Below are 19153 nucleotides of genomic sequence, written 5' to 3'. Positions count from 1 at the left end.
TCAGGACCCCGGTCCGCTTCTGAGCGACGCTGGACCGATGACCGCGCCCCCTGCTCCCGATACCCCGCCGTGGCCGAACCGCCATCCCCGCTATACAGGGGGCAACCATCCTCAGCCGCCGCAACGGCGCAGGTGGTTGCGCCCGGCCGCAGACATCGCACTCGCCGTCGGCCTCCTCGTGATCGACATCATCGCCCCGCTCATCGTGTTCGTATTCGGGCTCGACGCGGCTGGGTACCAGATGTTCGACCCTGCAGCCGACAACTCGTCCGTCTCACTCACACGCCCCTTCGCCTACGTGGCCGTGGTCGGTGGCATCCTCCTGCTCTCAGCCGTCCCCTTGTTCATGGCTCGCACATTCATCAGCTTCGGCGTCCAAGTCCTCACCGGCCTGGTCCTGGTCCTGGTGGCCGCCATCGGAATGAACGACGCAGACCGCAACTCGCATCCACAGCCCGTCCCGGTCTCCCCCTCCATCGACCCGGGCGCGCAGTGCCGGTCCGGCGGCGACAACAGCGAATGCGGCGGATCCTGACAAACTTGATGTTCCTCGTCACGGTGCGAACACGGCGGCCCCCGTGCAGAGGATCTGGTCCGGGCCAGGGTGATCGCCGGTGTACGGGTCAAGAACCGGCTCCCCAGGGCGAAAATCTCGACAGTGTCCACGAGGATGCGTGCCTCGACGATGGGGGCGACGGCGGCAAGCGAAAGCCCCTCAGAGGGCGGCCTCAGAGGGCTGAGGCGCGCTCATACGTTCGAGCGTAGGACGGTGCGCGGACAACCCCGCCCGAGGAAACGGCGGGCGCAGCCGGCTTACCCAGGTGCACGGGTCTCGGCCCGGCGGGACGATCCTGATACGGGTGGTGGCTCAGATGCTTCTCCCTGCTGGACCGCCGCCCGACCTCTGTCCGAGCACCCCGAGCTCAATGTCGGGCCGACAGTGGATGCGGACTCGGATCCCGTCGGCGAGGGCGCCGAGGGCCTGCTCGCGACCAATGGCCCGGCGGCCCCTCTCCGCCCGCGTGGACCTCAAGGGGTCAGGCGCCTGGGACGATACCCAACTCGACGATACAGCCGGCACGGGCGGTCGCCGCTCTTCGCCGTGCTCCCGCTCTTCTCCCGCTGCTCGGCCGCCGCCAATCTCCTCGTCGATGGGGTCCACCCACATGCGTACCAGGTCCGCGGAGTGCGGAGCCGAGGCAGGTCAGACGACGTGTCGCGCATACGTTCTGCGGTGCCGTCCCGTCGGCATGCCGAGACCCCACCGCTCGGGCAGGGGCTCGGGACGTAATGCGCTCGTCTTGGCTAATCGGGCGGCTCTTGCGGCAAGGGGCGATCTTGGGTGCCGCGCATCCGCTCCGTAAACTCGTCTTCGGCCCGCCTGGCCGTCCCCTCGGCTTCTTTCTGGTCTCGGTCGCCAATCACCTTGCCTGTGGCTTCCCCCTTCTCGCCTGCGGCTCCCCTCACCGTGCCGGGAAGTCTCACCTTGCCACTCCGCCGCCTCATATCGGCTCCTCGCGTATGCGAATCCTTGCTTTCCCAAGCTAGGTCAACTCAGCGCAGGTCGCTTTGCCTGAGAGACAGCAAGAGGGAGGATGCGCCCGTCGCGTCCGCCGCGCCCTCAAGAGTCGGGAGCGTAGCGATTCAGTCCATGCCCGACCAGTAGCTGCACCATTGCTCGGCCATGCGGGCCGTGTGCAGCTTCCACGGTTCGGCGTCGTGCACGGTAATGCTCTTCCACAGGCGCGCGTTGGCGGCCGAGAACGACGCCACCTCCGCCCGGTCGGCGCCCTGCCAGGCAGGCAGGACCCCGCACACCATGTCGGCCTGCGCCGCGGTGTGTCCGGCCTCCATCAGTCGCAGGATCAGCACCACCGGGTCGACCCACGCCGGGCCGACCGTGGGCCACGCCCAGTCGATCAGCCAGTCGCGCGTTTCGCCGAGCAGGACGTTGTGCGACGCCAAGTCGGTGTGCAGCAGCGTCCGTCCGGCGCGCCAGCGTTCGGCCGCGCCGGGGTCGGCGTGCGCCGCCCAGCGTTGCTCGACGCTGCGGACCACCGACGCCGGCGGCGTTTCCACCTGCGCCAGCTCACCCGCGAGCTGCAGGACGCGCGGCAGGTCGGGCGAGCTCGGCTCGTAGTCGGCGTGGCGGCCGCTGACGTTCTCGAACCCGAGTAGGTCCCACCCGCTGTCCTGGACTCGCCACAGGATCGTGGGAGCCAGGCGGGGCGCCACGTAGGGGTTGATCGCGGCCTCGCGCTGTTGCGAGGGGCGCTGCGGGTGATCGGACGGCATGCCCTTGACGAACACCAGCTGGTCGGCGGTGGACACGCACGCGGCGATCTGGGAGTTCTTGCCGCCCGAGACGGTCTCGGCCTTGATGACCGGCCCCGTGTGGACTTCCACGGCGTGGTGCACGTGCTCGGGAAGGTGCTCCCAGTCGATGCGCGACATGGACATGTGTGGCACCGTTCCCATCGGACGAATCGGGCAGGGCTGCCTCGGTCGGACATTACCACCGGACTGTCCCGCAGCCTGCTGGATGAGTTGTGGGCGCTGATCGAGCCGCTGCTCAGGGTCTGTCCGGCGGATCTTGCAGGACGTGCCGGCGCAAGGCGGTGGTCGCACGCTTGCCTGCGCGGCTTCTAAATCACGCGACACCAGCTCCGAGCTGTGGGAACCTCACCCACGATGACACAACGAACCGATACACCCCCCACGTGGGACGAACGTACACAGCTGGCCACCTTCCTGGATTACGCCCGTGACACGGCGCGAGCCAAGTGTGAGGGCGTGTCCGAGGAAGATGCCCGCAAGGCACCACTCCCGAACTCACCGTTGATGACGATGTGCGGGCTGATCAGCCACCTGCGATGGGTCGAGCACCACTGGGTCCAGGTGATGTTTCTCGGCGAGGAGCCCGAGGGGCCGCTCACGGCGGCGACCGACGACGACCCCGACCCCGAGATGCGGACAGCGGTCGACATCCCGTTGCCCCAGCTTCTCGCCGAGTACGAGGAACAGAGCACCCGCTATCGCCGCCTGGTGGCCGACCGCGACCTGAACTCAACGGCCGAACGTCCTATCAGCGACGGCCGCCACGTGGACCTGCGCTGGGTGATCCTCCACCTCATCGAAGAGATTTCCCGCCACAACGGCCACCTCGACGTCGTGCGTGAACTCGTCGACGGACAGACCGGCGTCTGAGGGCTGTCCCATCATCCCTGGCGGGCGCACGATGACCGCCGACCAGCGTCGATGCCGCTCGTACACGTTTTTCCACGGACCGAAACGCGCAGGCAGATACCGCCACGGCATCCCGGTGCGTAGCCGATACAGGATGCCGTTGACGACCCTGCGGTGGCTGACCCAACGGCCGCCTCGCTTGCCGGACTTCGGCAGATGCAGCTTCAGCCGGGCCCGCTCCGCATGCGTTAAATCTCCCCGCCCCATGCCCATGCCAACGACCCGAGACCGATACGGTCACAAGATCCGTCGGACAGACCCTGGTGTGCCTGGTCCTGGGCCCGTGCCAGGTCCAGCGTTCCGCACCCCGCTCACGGCTGTGATCCGCTCGGTCGTCAGCGTCCCGGCTCGCCGCCTGTTCATTGTGAGGGATGGACCAAGCCGCCCTCATAGGCGGCAATGACCAGGTGCGCCCTGTCTCTGGCTCCCAGCTTCACCATGGCCCGGTTCACATGTGTCTTCGCCGTCAGGACGGAGATGCCGAGGTGTTCCGCGATCTCGTCGTTGGACAGTCCCGTGGCCGCCAGCATCACCACCTCGCGCTCCCGCCCGGTCAGACTCTCCAACATCGGCGCAGCGTGCCGTACGGGGGGCCGGCGTGCGAGGAAGCGCTGGATCAGCGACCGTGTCGCTGCGGGCGACAGCAGTGCGTCACCGGCGGCGATCGTCCTGATCGCATCGATCAGCTCCTGCGGGTGGATGCCTTTGCCGACGAATCCGCTCGCTCCCGCTTGCAGTGCGTCCGCTACGTACTCGTCGGTCTCGAACGTGGTCAGGATGAGTACCTTCACCCCGGCAAGGGCCTTGTCACCGGTGATGATCCGTGTCGCTTCGATCCCGTCGAGGCCGGGCATGCGGATGTCCATCAACACCACGTCCGTTGGCTGACTCCGGACCTGGTCCACGGCGTCCGACCCGTCGCATGCCTCACCGACGACCTCGATGCCCGGCGTGGCCTCCAGCAGGATGCGGAAGGTCCCTCTGAGCAGCGCCTGGTCATCGACCAGAAGCACGCGGATGCTCATCCGCCCTCCTGGGGGCTTGCCGACGGAAGGTCGTTCGAACCGATGGGGAGGAGCGCGTGAACGCGGAAGCCGCCTGACACCTGGAGGCCGGCCTGCAGGGTTCCGCCCGCCGCGCGCACGCGTTCTGTGAGGCTGATCAACCCCAGGCCCGTGCCGGAACCATGGCCTGGTCCGGTGCCCCCGTCGTCGGTGATGGAGACCTCCAGGTGGGTTCGGTGAACCGCGACGACCACGGACACACGGGCGTCGGCAACGTGTTTTCGCGCGTTCGTCATCGCCTCCTGGACCACCCGATAGGCGGCCAGGTCGGTCAGGGGCGGCAGAGTGGCGCGCGGCCTGTCGCATCGGGCTTCCACGCAGAGGCCGGCATGGCGGAACGAGTCCAGCAGCGCCGGCAGGTCACCAAGTCCGGGCGCCGGGGTAAGCGGCTGGTCGGAGTCGTCGGCCTGACGCAGCAGGCCGACGGTGGCGCGCAGTTCGTCAAGTGCCGCTCGGCTGGTGTCGCGGATCTGCCCGAGAGCCCTGTAGGCGCGCTCGGCATCCTGGCGAACCAGATGGTGGGCCACTCCGGCCTGGGCGTTGACCAGGGTGAGGTGGTGCGTCACGACGTCATGCAGTTCCCGTGCGAGGCGCATGCGCTCGGCCACGACCTGCCGGCGCGCTTCCTCTTCCCTGGTCGCCTCGGCGTGCTCTGCGCGCTCCTGATAGGAGACCAGCAGCTCGCGTCGGCTCCGTACCGCGTCCCCGACCGCGGTGGGCAGTTGGGTCCATGCCAGAAGCGCAAGGTTGGACTCCACGGCTGACAATTCGGGGCGCACGACGAACGCGGCAGCGGTCATCGCGATGCCCACTGCCGCGCTGGTGCGCACGGCGGTTCGGCGGTCCGTCCGAGCTCCGAGCAGGAAAAGCGCTGCAACCGCCGGTGCCGGAGGCGGCGGCCCGTCAGGCACAAGGGCGACAAGCACCACGCTGGTGGTGGCCGTTGCCCACGTGGTTGCACGTGGCCATCGATGGGCGCACAACACCAGCAGACTGCAGACGGCGGATACCGCACCGGCCAGACGAAGATCGGCTTGGCCCTGGTGCGACACCAGCATCATGATCGGTCCGGTGATGAGGACGCAGCAGACAACAGCCACGGCGTCCACGCCGAATGGACGCCACGCCGGACGGTCGGCGAGGTTCCTCACCGTCGTCCAGATGCCTGTGACCGGTGCCATATCCCTTCCCCTACGTGTTGCGCATCGCGACCCGGCGCGCGTCGGCGTGACCCACGGTGCGATCGGGTTTCCCTGTCCCCGTGGTTCGCGGCAGTGCTGTCGGAGTGGAAGCCTTTGGCGGCCTTCGTCTCGGACTGGTCCAGTGCCCGCGGTCCTTCGGAACGAGCTTCGGATGTCACGGTTGCGGTAGGTGCAGGATACTTCCCGCCCTGGCAACCGGGTGCGTCAGGGCTCCCGGGCGGCTGCGGGCACCGGGTTCTCCTCCTCCCACAGAGGGTGGTGGTCACGCGCCCAGTCACGTGGGACCTGCCCGGTGCGCAGCCCACGGCGGGCCTGTGCGTCGCGGACGGCCATCCGTACATGGCCGAGGACCAGAGCCGCGATGAGCAGAGCCAGCCAGTCGTGGACGAATGTCGCTCCGGTACGCCACAGGAGGGGCGCAAGGCGAGGGAACCACATCAGGAGCCCCGTGCCGATCATGACGAGCAAGGCCCCGGCGAGGACGTTCGCGTACAGCTTCTGCCCGGCGTTGAATTTTCCCGCTGTACGAGGCCGCCGGCGAAGGGTGGCACGCACCCAGCCGCGGTCGTGCGGGCCGAACCGGTTCAGCCGGCTCAGGTCGGCACGGAACGCACGGGATACCAGGCCGGCCAGGAGCGGAACAGGCATGGCGATGCCCGCCCACTCGTGCACGGTCACCAACAGCCTCCGCCGCCCGACGAGTTCGGCCAGCACCGGCACGTAGAGGAACGCGGCGGTAACGAGCGCGGTTCCCACCAGAGCGGCTGTCCCCCGGTGTATCCAGCGTTCGGCGGCAGTGAAACGTCTGATCAGGTCCGGTTGTTCAGCTGGTCGGGGCATCATCGCGTCCGTTCGACTTGCCGACCCAGCCATCCACGTCGTACCCGAAATGCTCCCAGTAGCCCGGCTGGACATGGTCGGTGACGGTGATGCCGGACAGCCACTTGGCTGACTTGTAGAAGTACATCGGGGCGGCATACAGGCGCACCGGGCCGCCATGGGCAGCGGTCAGCGGCTCATCCCGCATCTTGTAGGACACCAGCATGTCGTGGCGTCGCGCCTGCTCCAGGGTGAGGCTTTCGGAGTAGACCCCGTCGAAACAGGTGAAGCGCACCGCGGCGGCCTCGGGCCGCACTCCGGAGACGTCAAGGAGATGAGACAGCTGTACCCCGGTGAAGGCCGTCTGAGGAACGCGCCAACCGGTGACGCACTGCACGTCCCGCACCAGGCGGGTGCTCGGCATGGCCGTCAGTTCGTCCAGTGTGTACGACGCAGGGCGGTCCACCAGACCGTCCACGGTCAGCCGGTAGTCGTCGGCGGAGCGGTGCGGGACCTTGTCGGCGACGGAATAGAAACGAAAGCCGCCGCCACCGGGCAACAGTGAGAAAAGGCCGGTGGGGTCCTTGCTGGCCACCGCGGCGAATGTGTCGTCAAGCCTGCGTTGCGCGGGCGCGCCCACAGCCACTCCCAGGGCGCCGGCCCCAAGAGCACCGAGGATGATTCGCCGGCCGACAGGCCTGTCCTCTCGGCGCCCTCGGGTGGAGCCGCCGTCGCTGTTCGAGGTCACCGTCGGTCGGCCCGCAGCTTCCTGATGCCGCCGACCAAGAGCGTCACACCGACGATGGCCACGACCAGACCGATGAACAGCCACTGTGATTCGCCGGACATCACTTCGCTGTTGTCGACAGCGCCGGAGCCCTGCAGCGACCACATCACGCCTATGAAGAGCAAAATTGCTCCGACCAGTGGCCGTACCCACTTCTTCATCTGCTGCTCCCTGGAGTCTGTATGCGTCTCCTGCGACGCGTCATGTCCGACAGGAACAGTCTCTCTGTGGGCCGCTCTCCGACGGTCATCCGCAGGAACGGAGTTGGGCTACCACCGTTACGGTGGACATCCGTGCTGCCTACCACGGCCGTGGTATGCGGCAGTGGGTGCGCTGGACGGCCGGTGCGCCCTCCCGCGCGCCGGTCCGCCGGGCGGAGGTGGAGGCGACGACGACGGTGATCCGCGACGGGTGCGCCACCCCGCTCGAAGTCATCACGACCGCGGTCACGTCAACGACGTCACTCAGACCCTCGCCCGGGGAACGGAGGCCTGCCCCAGCACACGCTCGAGTTGCGGGCCGTCACCGTAGTGGAAGGCATCCCCTGCGGAGGAAGCAAGGCCGTGATCGTCTACACGGTACGACCGGGAGGAGTTACACCGTTCGCTTCACAGTGCCCTCCCCGGGTGTGCACCGGACAACGTGCAGGAGCCTGTCGGAATACCGATCGATGATGTGTTCCACGGCGAACGTCGGCTGGGAGGAGAGTGCTTGGTCGAGAGTGAGCCAGAGGGGCTCCTCACCTTCCTCGTTCACGGTCAATTCTCCCTGAGTTCCCGTTGCCCGGTGATCGTCGACGTCCAGCAGATAAGCGTGCCAACGATGGGCGTCGGAGCCCCTTCTGCACATGTCTCCGTCGAGATGCTCGTCCGCAACGAAACGGAGGTCCCCGTGCGCGGCGCGGATGCCCACTTCCTCCCAGAGCTCCCGCGCTGCCGCGCGCTTGGGGTCCTCCCCACGTTCAACATGGCCTGCGGGTACGGTCAGACGGTAGGGAAAGGCAGTTCTCTGGAAGAAGAGAAATCTCCCTCGTGGGTCACGTACGAATACGCCGGCGCTCTCATGCCAGTACTCGCCGTCCGAATCGGTCCACCAGCGGATGCGGGGATCGACGACGACGGCTCTTCCGGCCTCTCGGCCGCACGAACGGCAGGTGCACCGTTTCCTTCCGTCCACGACGATCCATTCGACGGTCTCGGCGTGGCAGTGCAGGCAATACTCGCCACAGGTGTTGTCCCGCAGCGGGAGGAAGTCGATTTTCATCGTGCCCCGTTTCAAGAAGAAGGCCGCCGGCAGCATTCGGGAACCCGCACACCCGTAGCTCGGTCAGATTCTGTTGTGGTTGGGGTTGCTGACATCGGGTGCCTTTCGCAAGGGCTCCGATCCCTCCCTCACGTGCACGCCGCGCGGTGCGTCGAGCGACCGGGACACGCCGTCCGCAGTGCCGGTCGCGGACGTACGGGCGCCCTTCAGCAGAAGGACTGTGCCAAGTCCGCCGAAGACGAAGGTCCCGGCGGCGACGGCGCCCCATCCCGCCGCAGCGATGGCCAGGCCGAAGACCGGTGGTCCCATCAGCATTCCCACGCTGCCGAGCTGGTTGAGGATGCCATTGGCGACGTCGACATCCTCAGCACGGCTCACCGCGGCGGGGACGGCAGCGAAGACTGCGGAGATCAACAGTCCGTCGACGAGGAGAACAAGCGTGGCGGCGCCGCCGCTGACCGCGAGTGGGAATTCTGCCGAGAAAGCGGGGAGGCAGGCCACCGGCATCAGTACGCCCAGCGGGACGAGCGAGGAGAGGGCCACGCCTCGGCGCAGCAGCCAACTGGCGGCGAGCCCCCCGATCGCACTCCCCAGGCAGACGAGTGCCACCACGGTACCGGCGACAGTCGGCGTCACCTCTCGGTGCTCGGTGAGGAAGAGCGGGAGGACCATCACCACAGCGACGCCGACCAGCGACAGGCTTCCGTACGCCGCGCCGAGCTTCAGTGCCCCATTCCAGGTGCCGAGTGCGCGATGAGAGTGCTGCACGGGTGTCCTCGGCAGCCGGGGCAGGACGACGGTGAGCAACCCGGCCATGATCAACGGACCGAGCGCTGTGAGGGCCAACCATCGGTTCCACGTCCACTGCGATGCCAGGACTCCGCCCAGGGCCGCGGCGACGGCCAGGCCCATCGGAACGCACGTGCCCCACAACGCGAGCGCCGCCGATCGGATGCCGCCTTGCGTCATACGGGTGATGACGACCGGCCCCGCCACGAACACCAGCAGGTAGCCGACCCCTTCCGCGACGCGCGACCCCAGCAGCAGACCCCAGGATCCGGCGGTCGCGCTGATGGCGGTCGCAACTGCCATGACGAACAGGCCCCCGGACAGAGCTCGGTGAGCGCCGAAGCGGACGATCCACCATCCCGCCGGGGTGCCGAGGACGGCGCCCACCGCCGTGATGCTCGAAGTGGCCCAGGCGAGCGCGCCGGCTGACAACCCCAGTGACGAACGCAGGGCGGATCCCGCCGGCGAGACGGCACCCAGGCCGACTGCCGCCAGCACGCCGGCGAACCATGTCGCCACCACGTACTTCCAGGGTGACGTCGACACGCGGCGGTGGCTGCCTCTCTTCCTGTCGCGCACGGGTTCTCCTCGTGGTGGCTGGCGCGTTGTTCCGCACGGCGGCCGTCCTGGATCGGGTGACCGGTGGCGCGTGGCGGGAGGGTCGATCCCTTGAGCACCTCCCGCCACACGAGTCCGGATCAGTCGTCCAGACCGAACTTGGCCATCAACTCCTGATGACCCGCCACATATGAGGTGTCGGTGATCACGGTCTGATCGGACGGACCGCGGCTGCACATGCAGAGATGGCGGCTACGGGAGGTGACTCGCACGGCTTTTGCGCCGCCGGAGGACATGATCTCTTCAGCGATCTCCTTGACGAGGTACTCCTGGATCTGGAAGCGCCGGCTGAACGCCTGGACCAGTCGAGGGAATTTCCCGAGGCCGAGAATGCGATCACCGGGGACGTAGGAGATGTTGACCTTTCCGAAGAACGGCAGGAAGTGGTGGGCGCAGATCGAGAAGAAGTTGTTCTCCTGGACACGCACCACGCCGGTGTGCTCGCCGTTCACCAGGCAGGTGGTCTTGAGGATCTTTGAGGTGTCGATCTCATAGCCGCTCAGCAGCTCGCGATAGGCCCGGACGATGCGGTCCTCGCACTCCGGGCCGCTGTACCAACCGAGTGCCCTCGTGTCGGTGGTTACATTGGTTTTGAGCCAGTCTTCAATGGTCACCTGCGGCCTCCATTCCCACTTCCACCAAGGGTTCCGAAACCCGATGGAGTTATTTCACTATCCACCCAGTTGCATTCGTTGAGAACATCGCCCGCTTGGCTGACACCCGATCAGACCAATGCGCGGGTGATACGCTTATACCTACGTATTCAAATCCGCGAAGAAAATTAACGTTTCCCCGACGCTTAAAGCGGGCGGGGAGCGGGAACCCGGCGCCCGAATGACAAACAAAAAACCACCTGTCGTGCGCCGGAGCGCGGCCCGCTCATTCTGCCCGTCGCGCCACACCTCAACCCGGATCCGCCGGCTTGATACCTGTTGATAGTTCTTCCGGAAACGAGGAAGTGCCTTCCGTACGCGACCAAATTCCGGATCATCGAACTGTGCCGCCCATGGGGCACAGCAGATCAACAGCGGTGTGCGCGACGCGCTGGCGTGGCTGCTTGACCACGCCAACGTGATTCACCAGTGCGGCCCCGGACGACATCGAGGGCCTGTGCGGGCACTCGGCGCAGTTGCCCGCACAATGCGCGGCGGGCTATCACCTCGCGCGTACGTCGGCGCCGAGCTCCCTGACGTGCTCGCCCTGGCCGATGTGGTGATCTCCCGCAACGGCACCGGTACCATCACCGAGCTGACCGCGCTCGGCAAGCGGAGCACTTGGCGACCAACGGCGCCGCCGTGACGCTGGTGGGTGACGTGACCGCCGAGCGGCTGTGGGTCGCCGTGACACCGCGACTGACGGACTCGCAGCAACGTACGGCGACGGCCGAGCGTGCCCGTTCGCATGCGCGTCCCGACACCGCCGAGCGCCTGGTCTACGTCGTACTCTCCGCAGCCGGCCTAGGTCGATTCTCCTGAATCACCCTGCTGAGCAGATCAAGATGGCGGCACGGTAGTTGGTCCGCGGCCGACCCGACCTCGTGGCTGTCCGACTACCGCCAGCTCAGCCCGCGCTATGAACGTCGTCCCCGTAGCTACCTGGCCTTTCTCCGCCTCACCACCGCTCTGCGCTGCGCTGCCCCTGCGCATTGTCCGACCCGCCCTGCGCGGACAGTGTGGGAGACACGCCACCGACAGCGCAGTTCGTCCTCTCTGCCTGGGTGTTCAGGTCAGACTGCTGGGCGTGAATCGGAGGCAGGACGAGTTCGGGTCAGATGTGGGGCGCGGCCGGCATCGCGCGGGTGCCGGCTGCGGTGATCCGCCGCGCCGCGCGGTGCGGCTGCGGGCTCTGTTCGATGTGGAGTGGCGGGCGCAGGTGTCGCCGGACTGGCCCGCGGGAATCGCGGCGGGGATCGCGCTTGCTGCCCCCTTGCTGGTCGGCACGGTGGTGGCGCACCCCGAGGCGGGCGCTTCCCTGACCCTTCCGGCCCTGCTGGTGGTCATGCCCTTGCCACAGGATGCGAACCTGGGCGAACGCGCTCGCCGGCTCGGTGCGCGAACCGTGGCGATCACCCTGGCAGGGCTGTATTCCTTCCTGGTCGACGCCCGTCTCTGGGCCTTGGTGCCCGCGATCGCCGTGTCCGCCGCGGCGGGTGCGGTACTGCCACGCGTGGGAAACACGCTGGGTCTGGCCATGGTGCTGGTAGGCATCACCGGCCCGCTGGAAGGATTTGGCGTCCCTGCCCTCCCCCAGCTGGCCGGAAGCCTGTGGGGCGCGGTACTTCTTCTGCCCCTCCTACCCCGAAAGGATCCGGCCTCCCGCCCCGCACCCCCGTCCGGGCCACCGAAACACACCCGGCAGGACTGGCTTCACGCCGCCCGCCTCGCGCTGCTCCTGGGAACCGCGTCGGCAATCATGGCAGCGGCGCATCGGCTCACCGGCGAAGGCCACTGGCTCGTCACCGGAATCCTGCTCTCCCTGCGCCCCACACCCGAGGCAACCCAGGCCAAGGCGCGCCAGCGCATCGTCGGCAACACCCTGGGCGGCATCGCCGCCGCGCTGGTCCTCCTGACCCACCCCGGACCCTGGGCGGTCACGGCCACGGTCGCCGCCACGAGCACACTCGCCTACGCCCTCAGACCCGCCAACTACCTCTACTGGTGACTCGCCTTCCCCCTTCTGCTGCTCCTTCTCACCGACTTCGACCGGCCCACTCCCTGGTACACGGCCGCGGTACGGGCGGGCCTGGTACTGGTCGGAGCCGTCGTTTCCGTCCTCGCCTCACGTTGGCTGTGGCCACCGACCCAGACACTCGGATCCGCCAGCTGAAGCACTGAGATCGGCAAGATGCCCTGGACCGGGTCCGACGGCGGCGCTACGAGCAACACGCCAAGCCCCAGCGCGTCCTCGCAACCGCCGCTCGACTCCTTGACCACATCGGATGTTCGATCGTCGACCGGCACGGCACTCCGCTTGCTGTCTCTCTGACCAGCGGAAACCGTCACACCGTCACCGGACGGTCATCGACGCCGCCCCGGAGAACGCCGTGAGCTCCGCTGAAACACCCCCACCAACCTGATCACCAGCATGCACGGACACGTCGTTCCAGACGCCCGGAAGCGACGACCAGCTTGACCCATGGGGTCCTCAGACCGCGGCGCGTTCCCGGCACGGCAGGCGGGTAATCATCCGCCATGAGCTGGATCGCACCCCAGGAACTGGGCCATGCGGTACATACGGGCCCTGTCTCTGGCGCACTCAGACCTACTGACGACCAACTAGCCTCGCCCTTTCATGAGTTTGGTGGGTCCAGACGTGGTGGACGTGCCGGAGTGCCCCTGACCTGGCCATTGCTCTCGCAAGAATCTCACGAGCTGATCAGATGTGTTGCACCTGGCAGGTGCAGGGTGCCCTCGTTCCGGCAGATCCGCGAGGAAAGGGGGTGACCAAGAAGGGGCTCTCCTGCAAGGCTGCAGGCATGGAGAGCGAGTTGCTGGACGCAGAGGACTACGCTTCGGTTCTTCGGGCCACACAACTACTGTCCAGTCGCTACCTCCACGGCATGACACTGAACGCTCGCATGGAGGCGTGGGCAGAGTTCGTCGCGGACGCGGAAGAGGGCTTCGACACCATGTGGGCTCGGGAGTTCGACAACGACATGGCTCATCGCGACTGGCTCCACGATGCCTGGCCGATCCTGACCGAACGCGTCTGCCGGCTCCGTCAATCCGAGCTGGATGCGCTAGACGAGCGGTTCCGCGTGGCTACGGTACCGATCAAGCCGTTCGGTATGAACCAGAGCGCGAATTCACAACAAGCGCGGTGGTGGCAGTTCCGCTACCCGCGGCTCGTGACCGGGGATCCGGCCGAGGAACTGCCTTCGACGTGGTCCCCGGTACCCACCTACATCGACTGACGCTGGCCGTGATCCACTGAGTGGCCAGCAAGGCGGAGAGTGCAGATGACCTGCAATGATGGGACTTGTCTAGGGTCCGGTCAGACGCAAGGAAAGAAGTCCTCTCCCGGTGAAGACTATCGGCGTCTACCCTCCTGTCCGTGTCCAGGGCGACGGGGGTGGGGTGGTCTCGCAGGCCGGCGGGGTGCTGCTGGTGGAAACGGTCCGCAAGACGGGGCTGGACACGGCTATATCGGCGGCGCTGGCGCCGTGGCGCAAGTCCCGGGCGGTGCACGATCCGGGCAAGGTCCTGCTGGACCTTGCTCTGGCGGTGGCGCTGGGCGGTGACTGCCTGTCGGACATCGGCGTGCTGCGGGCCGAACCGGGCCTGTTCGGGTTGGTGGCCTCCGATCCAACGGTGTCGCGGCTGGTTGACATCCTGGCCGGGGCGGGTCCCCGCGCGCTTACCGCGATCCGCCGAGCCAGGGCCGAAGTCCGCGAGCGCGTGTGGACGTTGGCCGGTACCGATGCCCCCGACGCGCACGGGCACGTGATCGTGGACATCGACGGGGTGCTGGTTCTGGCGCACTCCGACAAGCAGGACGCGACCGCGACGTGGAAGAAAACCTTCGGGCATCATCCGCTGGTCGCGTTCGTCGACCACGGCCCGGCCGGGTCCGGGGAGCCGGTGGCTGCCCTGCTGCGGCCGGGCAATGCGGGCAGCAATACCGCGGCCGACCACATCACTGCCACGAAGCTGGCGCTGGCCCAACTGCCCAAGCAGTACCGGCGGGGTCGCTCGACCCTGATCCGAACCGACTCCGCAGGCGGCACCAACGAGTTCCTGGACTGGCTCACCGCGCGTGGCCGGTGGCTGTCCTACTCGGTCGGGATGACCATCACCGACGCCGTCCACCACGCCGTGCTGCAGGTCCCGGACTCAGCCTGGACCCCGGCGGTCGAACCCGACGGCCAGGTCCGCGGCGGCGCCTGGGTCGCCGAGCTGGCCGGCGACGTCCTCAAGGGATGGCCCGCGGGTATGCGGCTGATCGTCCGCAAAGAACGCCCGCACCCCGGTGCGCAGCTACGGTTCACCGACGCCGACGGTATGCGCTTGACGTGCTTCGCCACCAACACCACCGGAACCGCGATCGCCGCCCTGGAACTGCGGCAACGCCAACGCGCCCGAGCCGAGGACCGCATCCGAGCCGCCCGCGCCACCGGACTGCGCAACCTGCCTCTTCACCACGCAGCGAGCAACCAGCTCTGGCTGGAGATCATCCAGCTCTCCCTGGACCTCCTCGCCTGGATGCCCATGCTCGCGCTGACCGGCCAAACACGCCGCTGGGAACCCAAAAAGCTCCGCCTCAGACTGTTCTCCGCCGCCGCCCGCCTGGTCACCACCGGCCGCCAACGCATTCTCCGCCTCGACCGCCACTGGCCCTGGACCAAGGCGATCACCAGCGCCTTCACCCGGCTGCAAGCCCTACCGAACCCCGACTGACCAGCAGGATCAACCCGCCCCGACAAGCACCCGAATACCTCCGGACCCGTGGAACCCGGCGCCTACCCGACACGACAGTCGGGCCGTCGGCCTGCCCATCCCCAGAACAACCCGAGACCCGGCAAGTAAAAAAGCCCCCGTCAACGTCCAACGAGGGCTCACGCAAGATCGAGGCTAGGCTTCTGTGCAACGCCGTTCCTCCAGTACTTTCCACAATCTTGCGTTACGTACATGACTGTAGCGATGATCCCGAGGAGAAGGTGATGGGGCCGGAGCAGGTGAACACCACGGCGTGGGAGCGGTACGGAGCTCACCACATCGATCGAGGGACTCCCATCCCCGATGTGGAGAGCATCGACTGGGGATATTGGGGCGAGGGCCCGGGCGTCGAAGTTCTGGGTGACCTCCGGGGTAAGAGTGTGTTGGACCTCGGCTCCGGCATCGGGAAGCACGCCGCGCATCTCGTGCGGGAGCACGGAGCGGTCGTGGACGCCATTGACGCTTCACCAAACCAGTACCGACGCGCACGCGATCGATACGGTGCGCTGGACGGGCTGCAACTGCTCCTCGGCGATGCTGTCGAGCATCTGCAGGCCGCGGAACCGTACGACGTGATCTATTCCATCGGCGCTGTCCCCTACATCGACCCCCACCGCCTGCTTCCGGTCCTCGCTGCAGCCCTCAAGCCGGACGGGAAGCTCTGCTTCACCACCCTGCACACCAACAGCCTCGGCGACGGCCCCTCTCCGTCTGTCAGCGCCCGCCCCGAGATTCTGCGCCTGGCCGGCGGCGGCGAACTCACCGTGCAGATGTGGGTGCTTACTCCAGAGCTGTGGGAACACCTGCTCCTCGAGCACGGATTCCTTGTCGAGAGCATAGATGTCCTCGACTCGCCCGAAAGCGGTGACCACGTCTCCTACCGGTTGTTCCACGTGCGTCGGCGCGCTCGCGTCTCCTCGCGACCACGCACCTCCCAACCACCCGAGGCGCATGCAGCTCTCGGAGTCGGAGCGATCGTCCACAGTCGGCAAGGAGTGCTGCTCGGGCGCCATCGGAGGGGCACCTGGGAACTGCCCGGCGGGAGCGTGGAGCCGGGCGAGACACTGCAGGAAGCAGTCGTCCGGGAGCTGGGCGAAGAGACAGGGCTCAGGGCTCGAGCTGATGACGTCATCCTGCTCGGCACCCTGCTCGACGCCGTGGGTGGAGTCGTGCGGATCACCGTGCCCGCGGTCGTGACCGAATGGAAGGGCGAACCGGCCGACCAACCCGGGGAATGCGTGAGCGCTTGGCGCTGGTACCCGCCGCAGCACCTCCCCGACGGGCTCTTCGTGTGCAGCGCCCAAATCCTTACCGCATGGAACTCCGGACTCCGCATCGACCACCCGCCCGCCGCATTCACCCCCTACGCCCCGCCCCAACAGGCGTCCGGCCGCCCCACGGCCAAAGGCCAGGATCCTGAAGCACGTTGATCCCCCAAGGACTCCCCATCCGGTCTCTCCAGAGGACTACGTCAAGACGCTGCCCCACCTGGCCGCCCAAGCGAAGAGGTCGCTGATCGACTGGGCCCGCACCCGCCCACGTTCCACGTCCACGGCAGCGCTGCATCAGAGACTGCCGACGTGGCCGGCCCGGACTCCTGGAGGCCGCGAGTCCGCCTGAAAAGCACCACGACGGACAACATCGGCTTCCTGGAGGCGGATGATCACTCCCGTGGGGCGGGGCGCTCAGTCGTCGGCGATCTGCAGGGCCAGCGTGAAGTGCTCACCGTCCGTCCCTGCGAGCAGACTGTCGAACAGTGGGGTGAGTCCGTTCACAGCGCCGCATCCGGCGTCGTGGTTGGTCCACCATCTGGCCGTCGATCCGAGCAGGGACACCACCCGGTCCGCCGCACGCTCGGCGGTCTCGACGGGCAGGTGCCGGTAGCTCGGCCACACCAGGTCGACGGCCGCGACCTGGGCCAGGAACGAGGCGGCTCCGTGGGTCTCCACCGCTTCCAGAGCGGCGCAGATCTCCGGGACGGACGGCGGGGTGTACCCGGACAGGAAGCGCCGCCAGGCATCGTCCGCCGCGATCATGGCCAGCAGCGTGCGGATCCGGGCTGCCAGCTCTGGCAGGCCGGGGTCCGGCTCGGTGAACCGACCGGCCGCCACGTACACCCGCATCGGCGTGGAAAGCTCTGCCATGCCGGCTTCCAGCTCGGCCAGGATCCCCATGGACGTCACGGAGTGATTCTGCCGTACGCCCGGCCCGCGTCCGCTCCTCGCTCCGCACCCGGCCGACTGAGACACTCAGCCACGGCAACTGTGACTGAGCGTTGTAGGCGGGCGGCTGGCCAAGTGTGTGCTCAGGCCTCGCAGACCCGCGTATTTCAGCGGCTAAGGGACGGCCGCTCTGCGGGCCACTCAGAACGCTCAGCCGGGCCGAGTAGGACGCTCACGGACCCATTACAGCGTTCAGTCACAGCTGGTGCGAGTTGACCCTTGCTTGGCCCGACCGGCCGGATTCGCGCTCAGTAGTCGGTGGTGCCGACCGCAGAGTCCCATATGGTCGGTCCGTGTTGATCAAATTGGGTGAGCCGCGCAAGCTCGGCGTCCCGGCCCCCGAGGCGCGGTTGCACTTCGAGGCAGAGAAGCGGGAGAGCGGGTGCGGGCCGGGGCGCAGGTTGCTCGTGGTCGACGGGGAGCCTGCCTTCGAGCTCAGCTTCTGGTGTGGAACATGCCCGTTGCTGTTCCGCCGGTTGGAAACCGCGAAGCAGACGTTGTCGTTGGAGGGCGTGCAGGAGCAACTCACCGGGGCGCTGGCTGATCCGGGCGACGGTGGCGTGATCGATGCGTTCGGTGCGTTGCTGCCGCAGGGCGAGTACCTTCCGGTGCTGCTGCGCGTGGAGCCCCGTCTGGTCATCCCCGGCAAGGAAGGCGACTACTTCAGCGGCGAGCAGGTGGCCACGTGGGGGCTCGACCAGTTCTCGGGCCTGCCGGAGTACCCGCATACGCCGTACTACCGGACCTTCGAGACCGCAGTCGACGCGTCCGCTCACCTCTATGAGTTCGTCGTGCCCATGGTTCCCCCGACATGGAACGCGAGGGAGCGCGTCGAGGACTACGTCAAGCTCATGGGCCGGGGAGCGGTCCCGACGGCCGTGGCGGTCTCGACGCTGGACGTGTGCGAGCCCGCCGTCGGCCTGGGGGCCGACCATTCCCGGCACTGGGGTCTCACGCACTTCCTCCTCGACGGCCACCACAAGCTGGAGGCTGCGGCCACTGCCGGCCGCCCGGTGCAGCTCCTCTCGCTCCTGGCCCTCGGCGAGGGCCTGGCTGCACCTGAAGACTGTGCTCGACTGCCTGCCCTGCGCACTCAACCCCGGTCGGCCCGAACAACCGGTAGCTGAATCCAGCACCGGAGATCACACCTGCGAGCCGGCCTCAACGCACACCCGGGCCAGTCTGGACCTCAATCACGACCGGCAAGAGGGTGATTCCCCGCCGTTCGAACCGGCCTTGGACGCGATGCGGATGCCGCAGCTCGGCGTGGCACGGCCCGCCGTCGACACTCATCGGGAGGGCTTGGCCGGCTTCAGCACCGCCGCCCGGGTCCGATGACCGTGAGCCCCGCCTGCTCGGCGAGCCAGTGCGCACACGGCTCCCGTATCTGCCGGCCGTCGACGCCGACGCTGCGGACGTGGACGAGGACGGTGTGGTCATCGTCGAGCTCGCGCGTGCGAGTGTTGAGGAGGAGCGTCACCTCGGCGTGCTTGGACTCGCCGAGAATGCCCACCTCGGGCGCGTCCGGCCAGCACAGGCCCTCCCTGTTGATCTCGCCCACGTTCGGGCCGATCGCCGCCGTGAAGACGTCGTCGATGCTGCCGACCGGCAAATCGTGCAGCTCGCACTCCACCGGCAGCCGCCCTTCGTACGCAGACGGGTCGGTCGGCAGACCCGGGCCCCTGAACGCCGACGACCAGTGCGGGCT

The 19153-nt window shown here is 67.6% G+C and carries 20 protein-coding genes and 1 pseudogene; 9 read left to right on the top strand and 12 right to left on the bottom strand.

Features of this window, described 5'->3' with window-relative positions; translation table 11 throughout:
- The first annotated feature begins 136 nt into the window (after nucleotides 1-136).
- Nucleotides 137-535, top strand: coding sequence for a DUF6234 family protein (locus OG963_RS41490; RefSeq protein WP_319740440.1), 399 nt, complete (start codon nucleotides 137-139; stop codon nucleotides 533-535).
- A 1109-nt stretch (nucleotides 536-1644) separates the two neighbouring features.
- Here OG963_RS41490 and OG963_RS41485 read toward each other — a convergent pair.
- Complete coding sequence (locus OG963_RS41485) at nucleotides 1645-2460, bottom strand: aminoglycoside phosphotransferase (RefSeq protein WP_319740439.1); 816 nt, start codon at nucleotides 2458-2460, stop codon at nucleotides 1645-1647.
- Nucleotides 2461-2691: 231 nt separating this feature from the next.
- Here OG963_RS41485 and OG963_RS41480 point away from each other — a divergent pair, with 231 nt between their 5' ends.
- A complete protein-coding gene (locus tag OG963_RS41480; protein ID WP_319740438.1) occupies nucleotides 2692-3207 on the top strand; it encodes a DinB family protein in 516 nt (171 codons plus the stop codon).
- Nucleotides 3208-3246: 39 nt separating this feature from the next.
- Here the strand turns inward: OG963_RS41480 and OG963_RS41475 are convergent.
- The 9 genes and pseudogenes from OG963_RS41475 to folE form a co-directional block, all read right to left on the bottom strand.
- A pseudogene (locus tag OG963_RS41475) lies at nucleotides 3247-3453 on the bottom strand (transposase); the annotation flags it as partial.
- 152 nt (nucleotides 3454-3605) lie between these two features.
- Complete coding sequence (locus OG963_RS41470; RefSeq protein ID WP_030932760.1) at nucleotides 3606-4271, bottom strand: response regulator transcription factor; 666 nt, start codon at nucleotides 4269-4271, stop codon at nucleotides 3606-3608.
- Entirely contained in the window at nucleotides 4268-5419 is a 1152-nt protein-coding gene (locus OG963_RS41465; protein ID WP_371800113.1) for a sensor histidine kinase, read from the bottom strand. Before OG963_RS41465 ends, OG963_RS41470 begins: the two co-directional genes overlap by 4 nt.
- A 297-nt stretch (nucleotides 5420-5716) precedes the next feature.
- Nucleotides 5717-6352 carry a cytochrome b/b6 domain-containing protein gene (locus OG963_RS41460; RefSeq protein WP_319740436.1) on the bottom strand — a complete coding sequence of 212 codons (636 nt, stop codon included), beginning with the start codon at nucleotides 6350-6352 and terminating at the stop codon, nucleotides 5717-5719.
- The gene (locus OG963_RS41455; protein ID WP_319740435.1) at nucleotides 6336-7079 is read right to left on the bottom strand and encodes a molybdopterin-dependent oxidoreductase; all 744 of its coding nucleotides are present in this window, start codon (nucleotides 7077-7079) and stop codon (nucleotides 6336-6338) included. Before OG963_RS41455 ends, OG963_RS41460 begins: the two co-directional genes overlap by 17 nt.
- Entirely contained in the window at nucleotides 7076-7279 is a 204-nt protein-coding gene (locus OG963_RS41450) for a hypothetical protein (protein WP_319740434.1), read from the bottom strand. Before OG963_RS41450 ends, OG963_RS41455 begins: the two co-directional genes overlap by 4 nt.
- Before the next feature lie 433 nt (nucleotides 7280-7712).
- On the bottom strand, nucleotides 7713-8417 hold the full coding sequence (locus OG963_RS41445) for an NUDIX hydrolase (RefSeq protein ID WP_371800112.1): 705 nt from the start codon (nucleotides 8415-8417) through the stop codon (nucleotides 7713-7715).
- 27 nt (nucleotides 8418-8444) lie between these two features.
- A complete protein-coding gene (locus OG963_RS41440) occupies nucleotides 8445-9749 on the bottom strand; it encodes a CynX/NimT family MFS transporter (RefSeq protein WP_371800111.1) in 1305 nt (434 codons plus the stop codon).
- Nucleotides 9750-9868: 119 nt separating this feature from the next.
- Nucleotides 9869-10402: a GTP cyclohydrolase I gene (gene folE, locus OG963_RS41435; protein ID WP_030932776.1), complete on the bottom strand. Its 534-nt coding sequence runs from the start codon at nucleotides 10400-10402 to the stop codon at nucleotides 9869-9871.
- 418 nt (nucleotides 10403-10820) lie between these two features.
- Between folE and OG963_RS41430 the strand changes: the two genes are divergently transcribed.
- The 6 genes from OG963_RS41430 to OG963_RS41405 all read left to right on the top strand — a co-directional run bounded on the left by OG963_RS41430 (nucleotide 10821) and on the right by OG963_RS41405 (nucleotide 16653).
- Nucleotides 10821-11087, top strand: coding sequence for a glycosyltransferase (locus OG963_RS41430; RefSeq protein ID WP_371800110.1), 267 nt, complete (start codon nucleotides 10821-10823; stop codon nucleotides 11085-11087).
- Complete coding sequence (locus OG963_RS41425; RefSeq protein ID WP_371800109.1) at nucleotides 11063-11263, top strand: hypothetical protein; 201 nt, start codon at nucleotides 11063-11065, stop codon at nucleotides 11261-11263. Before OG963_RS41430 ends, OG963_RS41425 begins: the two co-directional genes overlap by 25 nt.
- Before the next feature lie 265 nt (nucleotides 11264-11528).
- Nucleotides 11529-12449 carry an FUSC family protein gene (locus tag OG963_RS41420; RefSeq protein WP_371800108.1) on the top strand — a complete coding sequence of 307 codons (921 nt, stop codon included), beginning with the start codon at nucleotides 11529-11531 and terminating at the stop codon, nucleotides 12447-12449.
- Between the two features lie 778 nt (nucleotides 12450-13227).
- On the top strand, nucleotides 13228-13701 hold the full coding sequence (locus OG963_RS41415) for a hypothetical protein (protein ID WP_371800107.1): 474 nt from the start codon (nucleotides 13228-13230) through the stop codon (nucleotides 13699-13701).
- Nucleotides 13702-13810: 109 nt separating this feature from the next.
- On the top strand, nucleotides 13811-15184 hold the full coding sequence (locus tag OG963_RS41410) for an IS1380 family transposase (protein ID WP_371800106.1): 1374 nt from the start codon (nucleotides 13811-13813) through the stop codon (nucleotides 15182-15184).
- A 263-nt stretch (nucleotides 15185-15447) separates the two neighbouring features.
- Entirely contained in the window at nucleotides 15448-16653 is a 1206-nt protein-coding gene (locus OG963_RS41405; RefSeq protein WP_371800105.1) for an NUDIX domain-containing protein, read from the top strand.
- A gap of 255 nt (nucleotides 16654-16908) precedes the next feature.
- Here OG963_RS41405 and OG963_RS41400 read toward each other — a convergent pair whose 3' ends face one another.
- On the bottom strand, nucleotides 16909-17397 hold the full coding sequence (locus OG963_RS41400) for a hypothetical protein (protein WP_371800358.1): 489 nt from the start codon (nucleotides 17395-17397) through the stop codon (nucleotides 16909-16911).
- Nucleotides 17398-17738: 341 nt separating this feature from the next.
- Between OG963_RS41400 and OG963_RS41395 the strand changes: the two genes are divergently transcribed.
- Entirely contained in the window at nucleotides 17739-18572 is an 834-nt protein-coding gene (locus OG963_RS41395; RefSeq protein ID WP_371800104.1) for a hypothetical protein, read from the top strand.
- A 185-nt stretch (nucleotides 18573-18757) separates the two neighbouring features.
- Here OG963_RS41395 and OG963_RS41390 read toward each other — a convergent pair whose 3' ends face one another.
- Nucleotides 18758-19078, bottom strand: coding sequence for a hypothetical protein (locus OG963_RS41390; protein WP_371800103.1), 321 nt, complete (start codon nucleotides 19076-19078; stop codon nucleotides 18758-18760).
- Nucleotides 19079-19153: the final 75 nt, after the last annotated feature.

Origin of the sequence: Streptomyces sp. NBC_01707 (assembly GCF_041438805.1) — a bacterium.
Classification (GTDB): domain Bacteria; phylum Actinomycetota; class Actinomycetes; order Streptomycetales; family Streptomycetaceae; genus Streptomyces.
Note: the sequence above shows the minus strand (reverse complement) of the source record. Positions and strands in the feature narration are given on the sequence as shown.

Coding starts and splice junctions, on each gene's coding strand:
- OG963_RS41485 (WP_319740439.1), bottom strand. CDS start 2,460: ATGTCCATGTCGCGCATCGACTGGGAGCACCTTCCCGAGCACGTGCAC.
- OG963_RS41480 (WP_319740438.1), top strand. CDS start 2,692: ATGACACAACGAACCGATACACCCCCCACGTGGGACGAACGTACACAG.
- OG963_RS41470 (WP_030932760.1), bottom strand. CDS start 4,271: ATGAGCATCCGCGTGCTTCTGGTCGATGACCAGGCGCTGCTCAGAGGG.
- OG963_RS41460 (WP_319740436.1), bottom strand. CDS start 6,352: ATGCCCCGACCAGCTGAACAACCGGACCTGATCAGACGTTTCACTGCC.
- OG963_RS41450 (WP_319740434.1), bottom strand. CDS start 7,279: ATGAAGAAGTGGGTACGGCCACTGGTCGGAGCAATTTTGCTCTTCATA.
- OG963_RS41445 (WP_371800112.1), bottom strand. CDS start 8,417: ATGCTGCCGGCGGCCTTCTTCTTGAAACGGGGCACGATGAAAATCGAC.
- OG963_RS41405 (WP_371800105.1), top strand. CDS start 15,448: ATGGGGCCGGAGCAGGTGAACACCACGGCGTGGGAGCGGTACGGAGCT.
- OG963_RS41400 (WP_371800358.1), bottom strand. CDS start 17,397: ATGGGGATCCTGGCCGAGCTGGAAGCCGGCATGGCAGAGCTTTCCACG.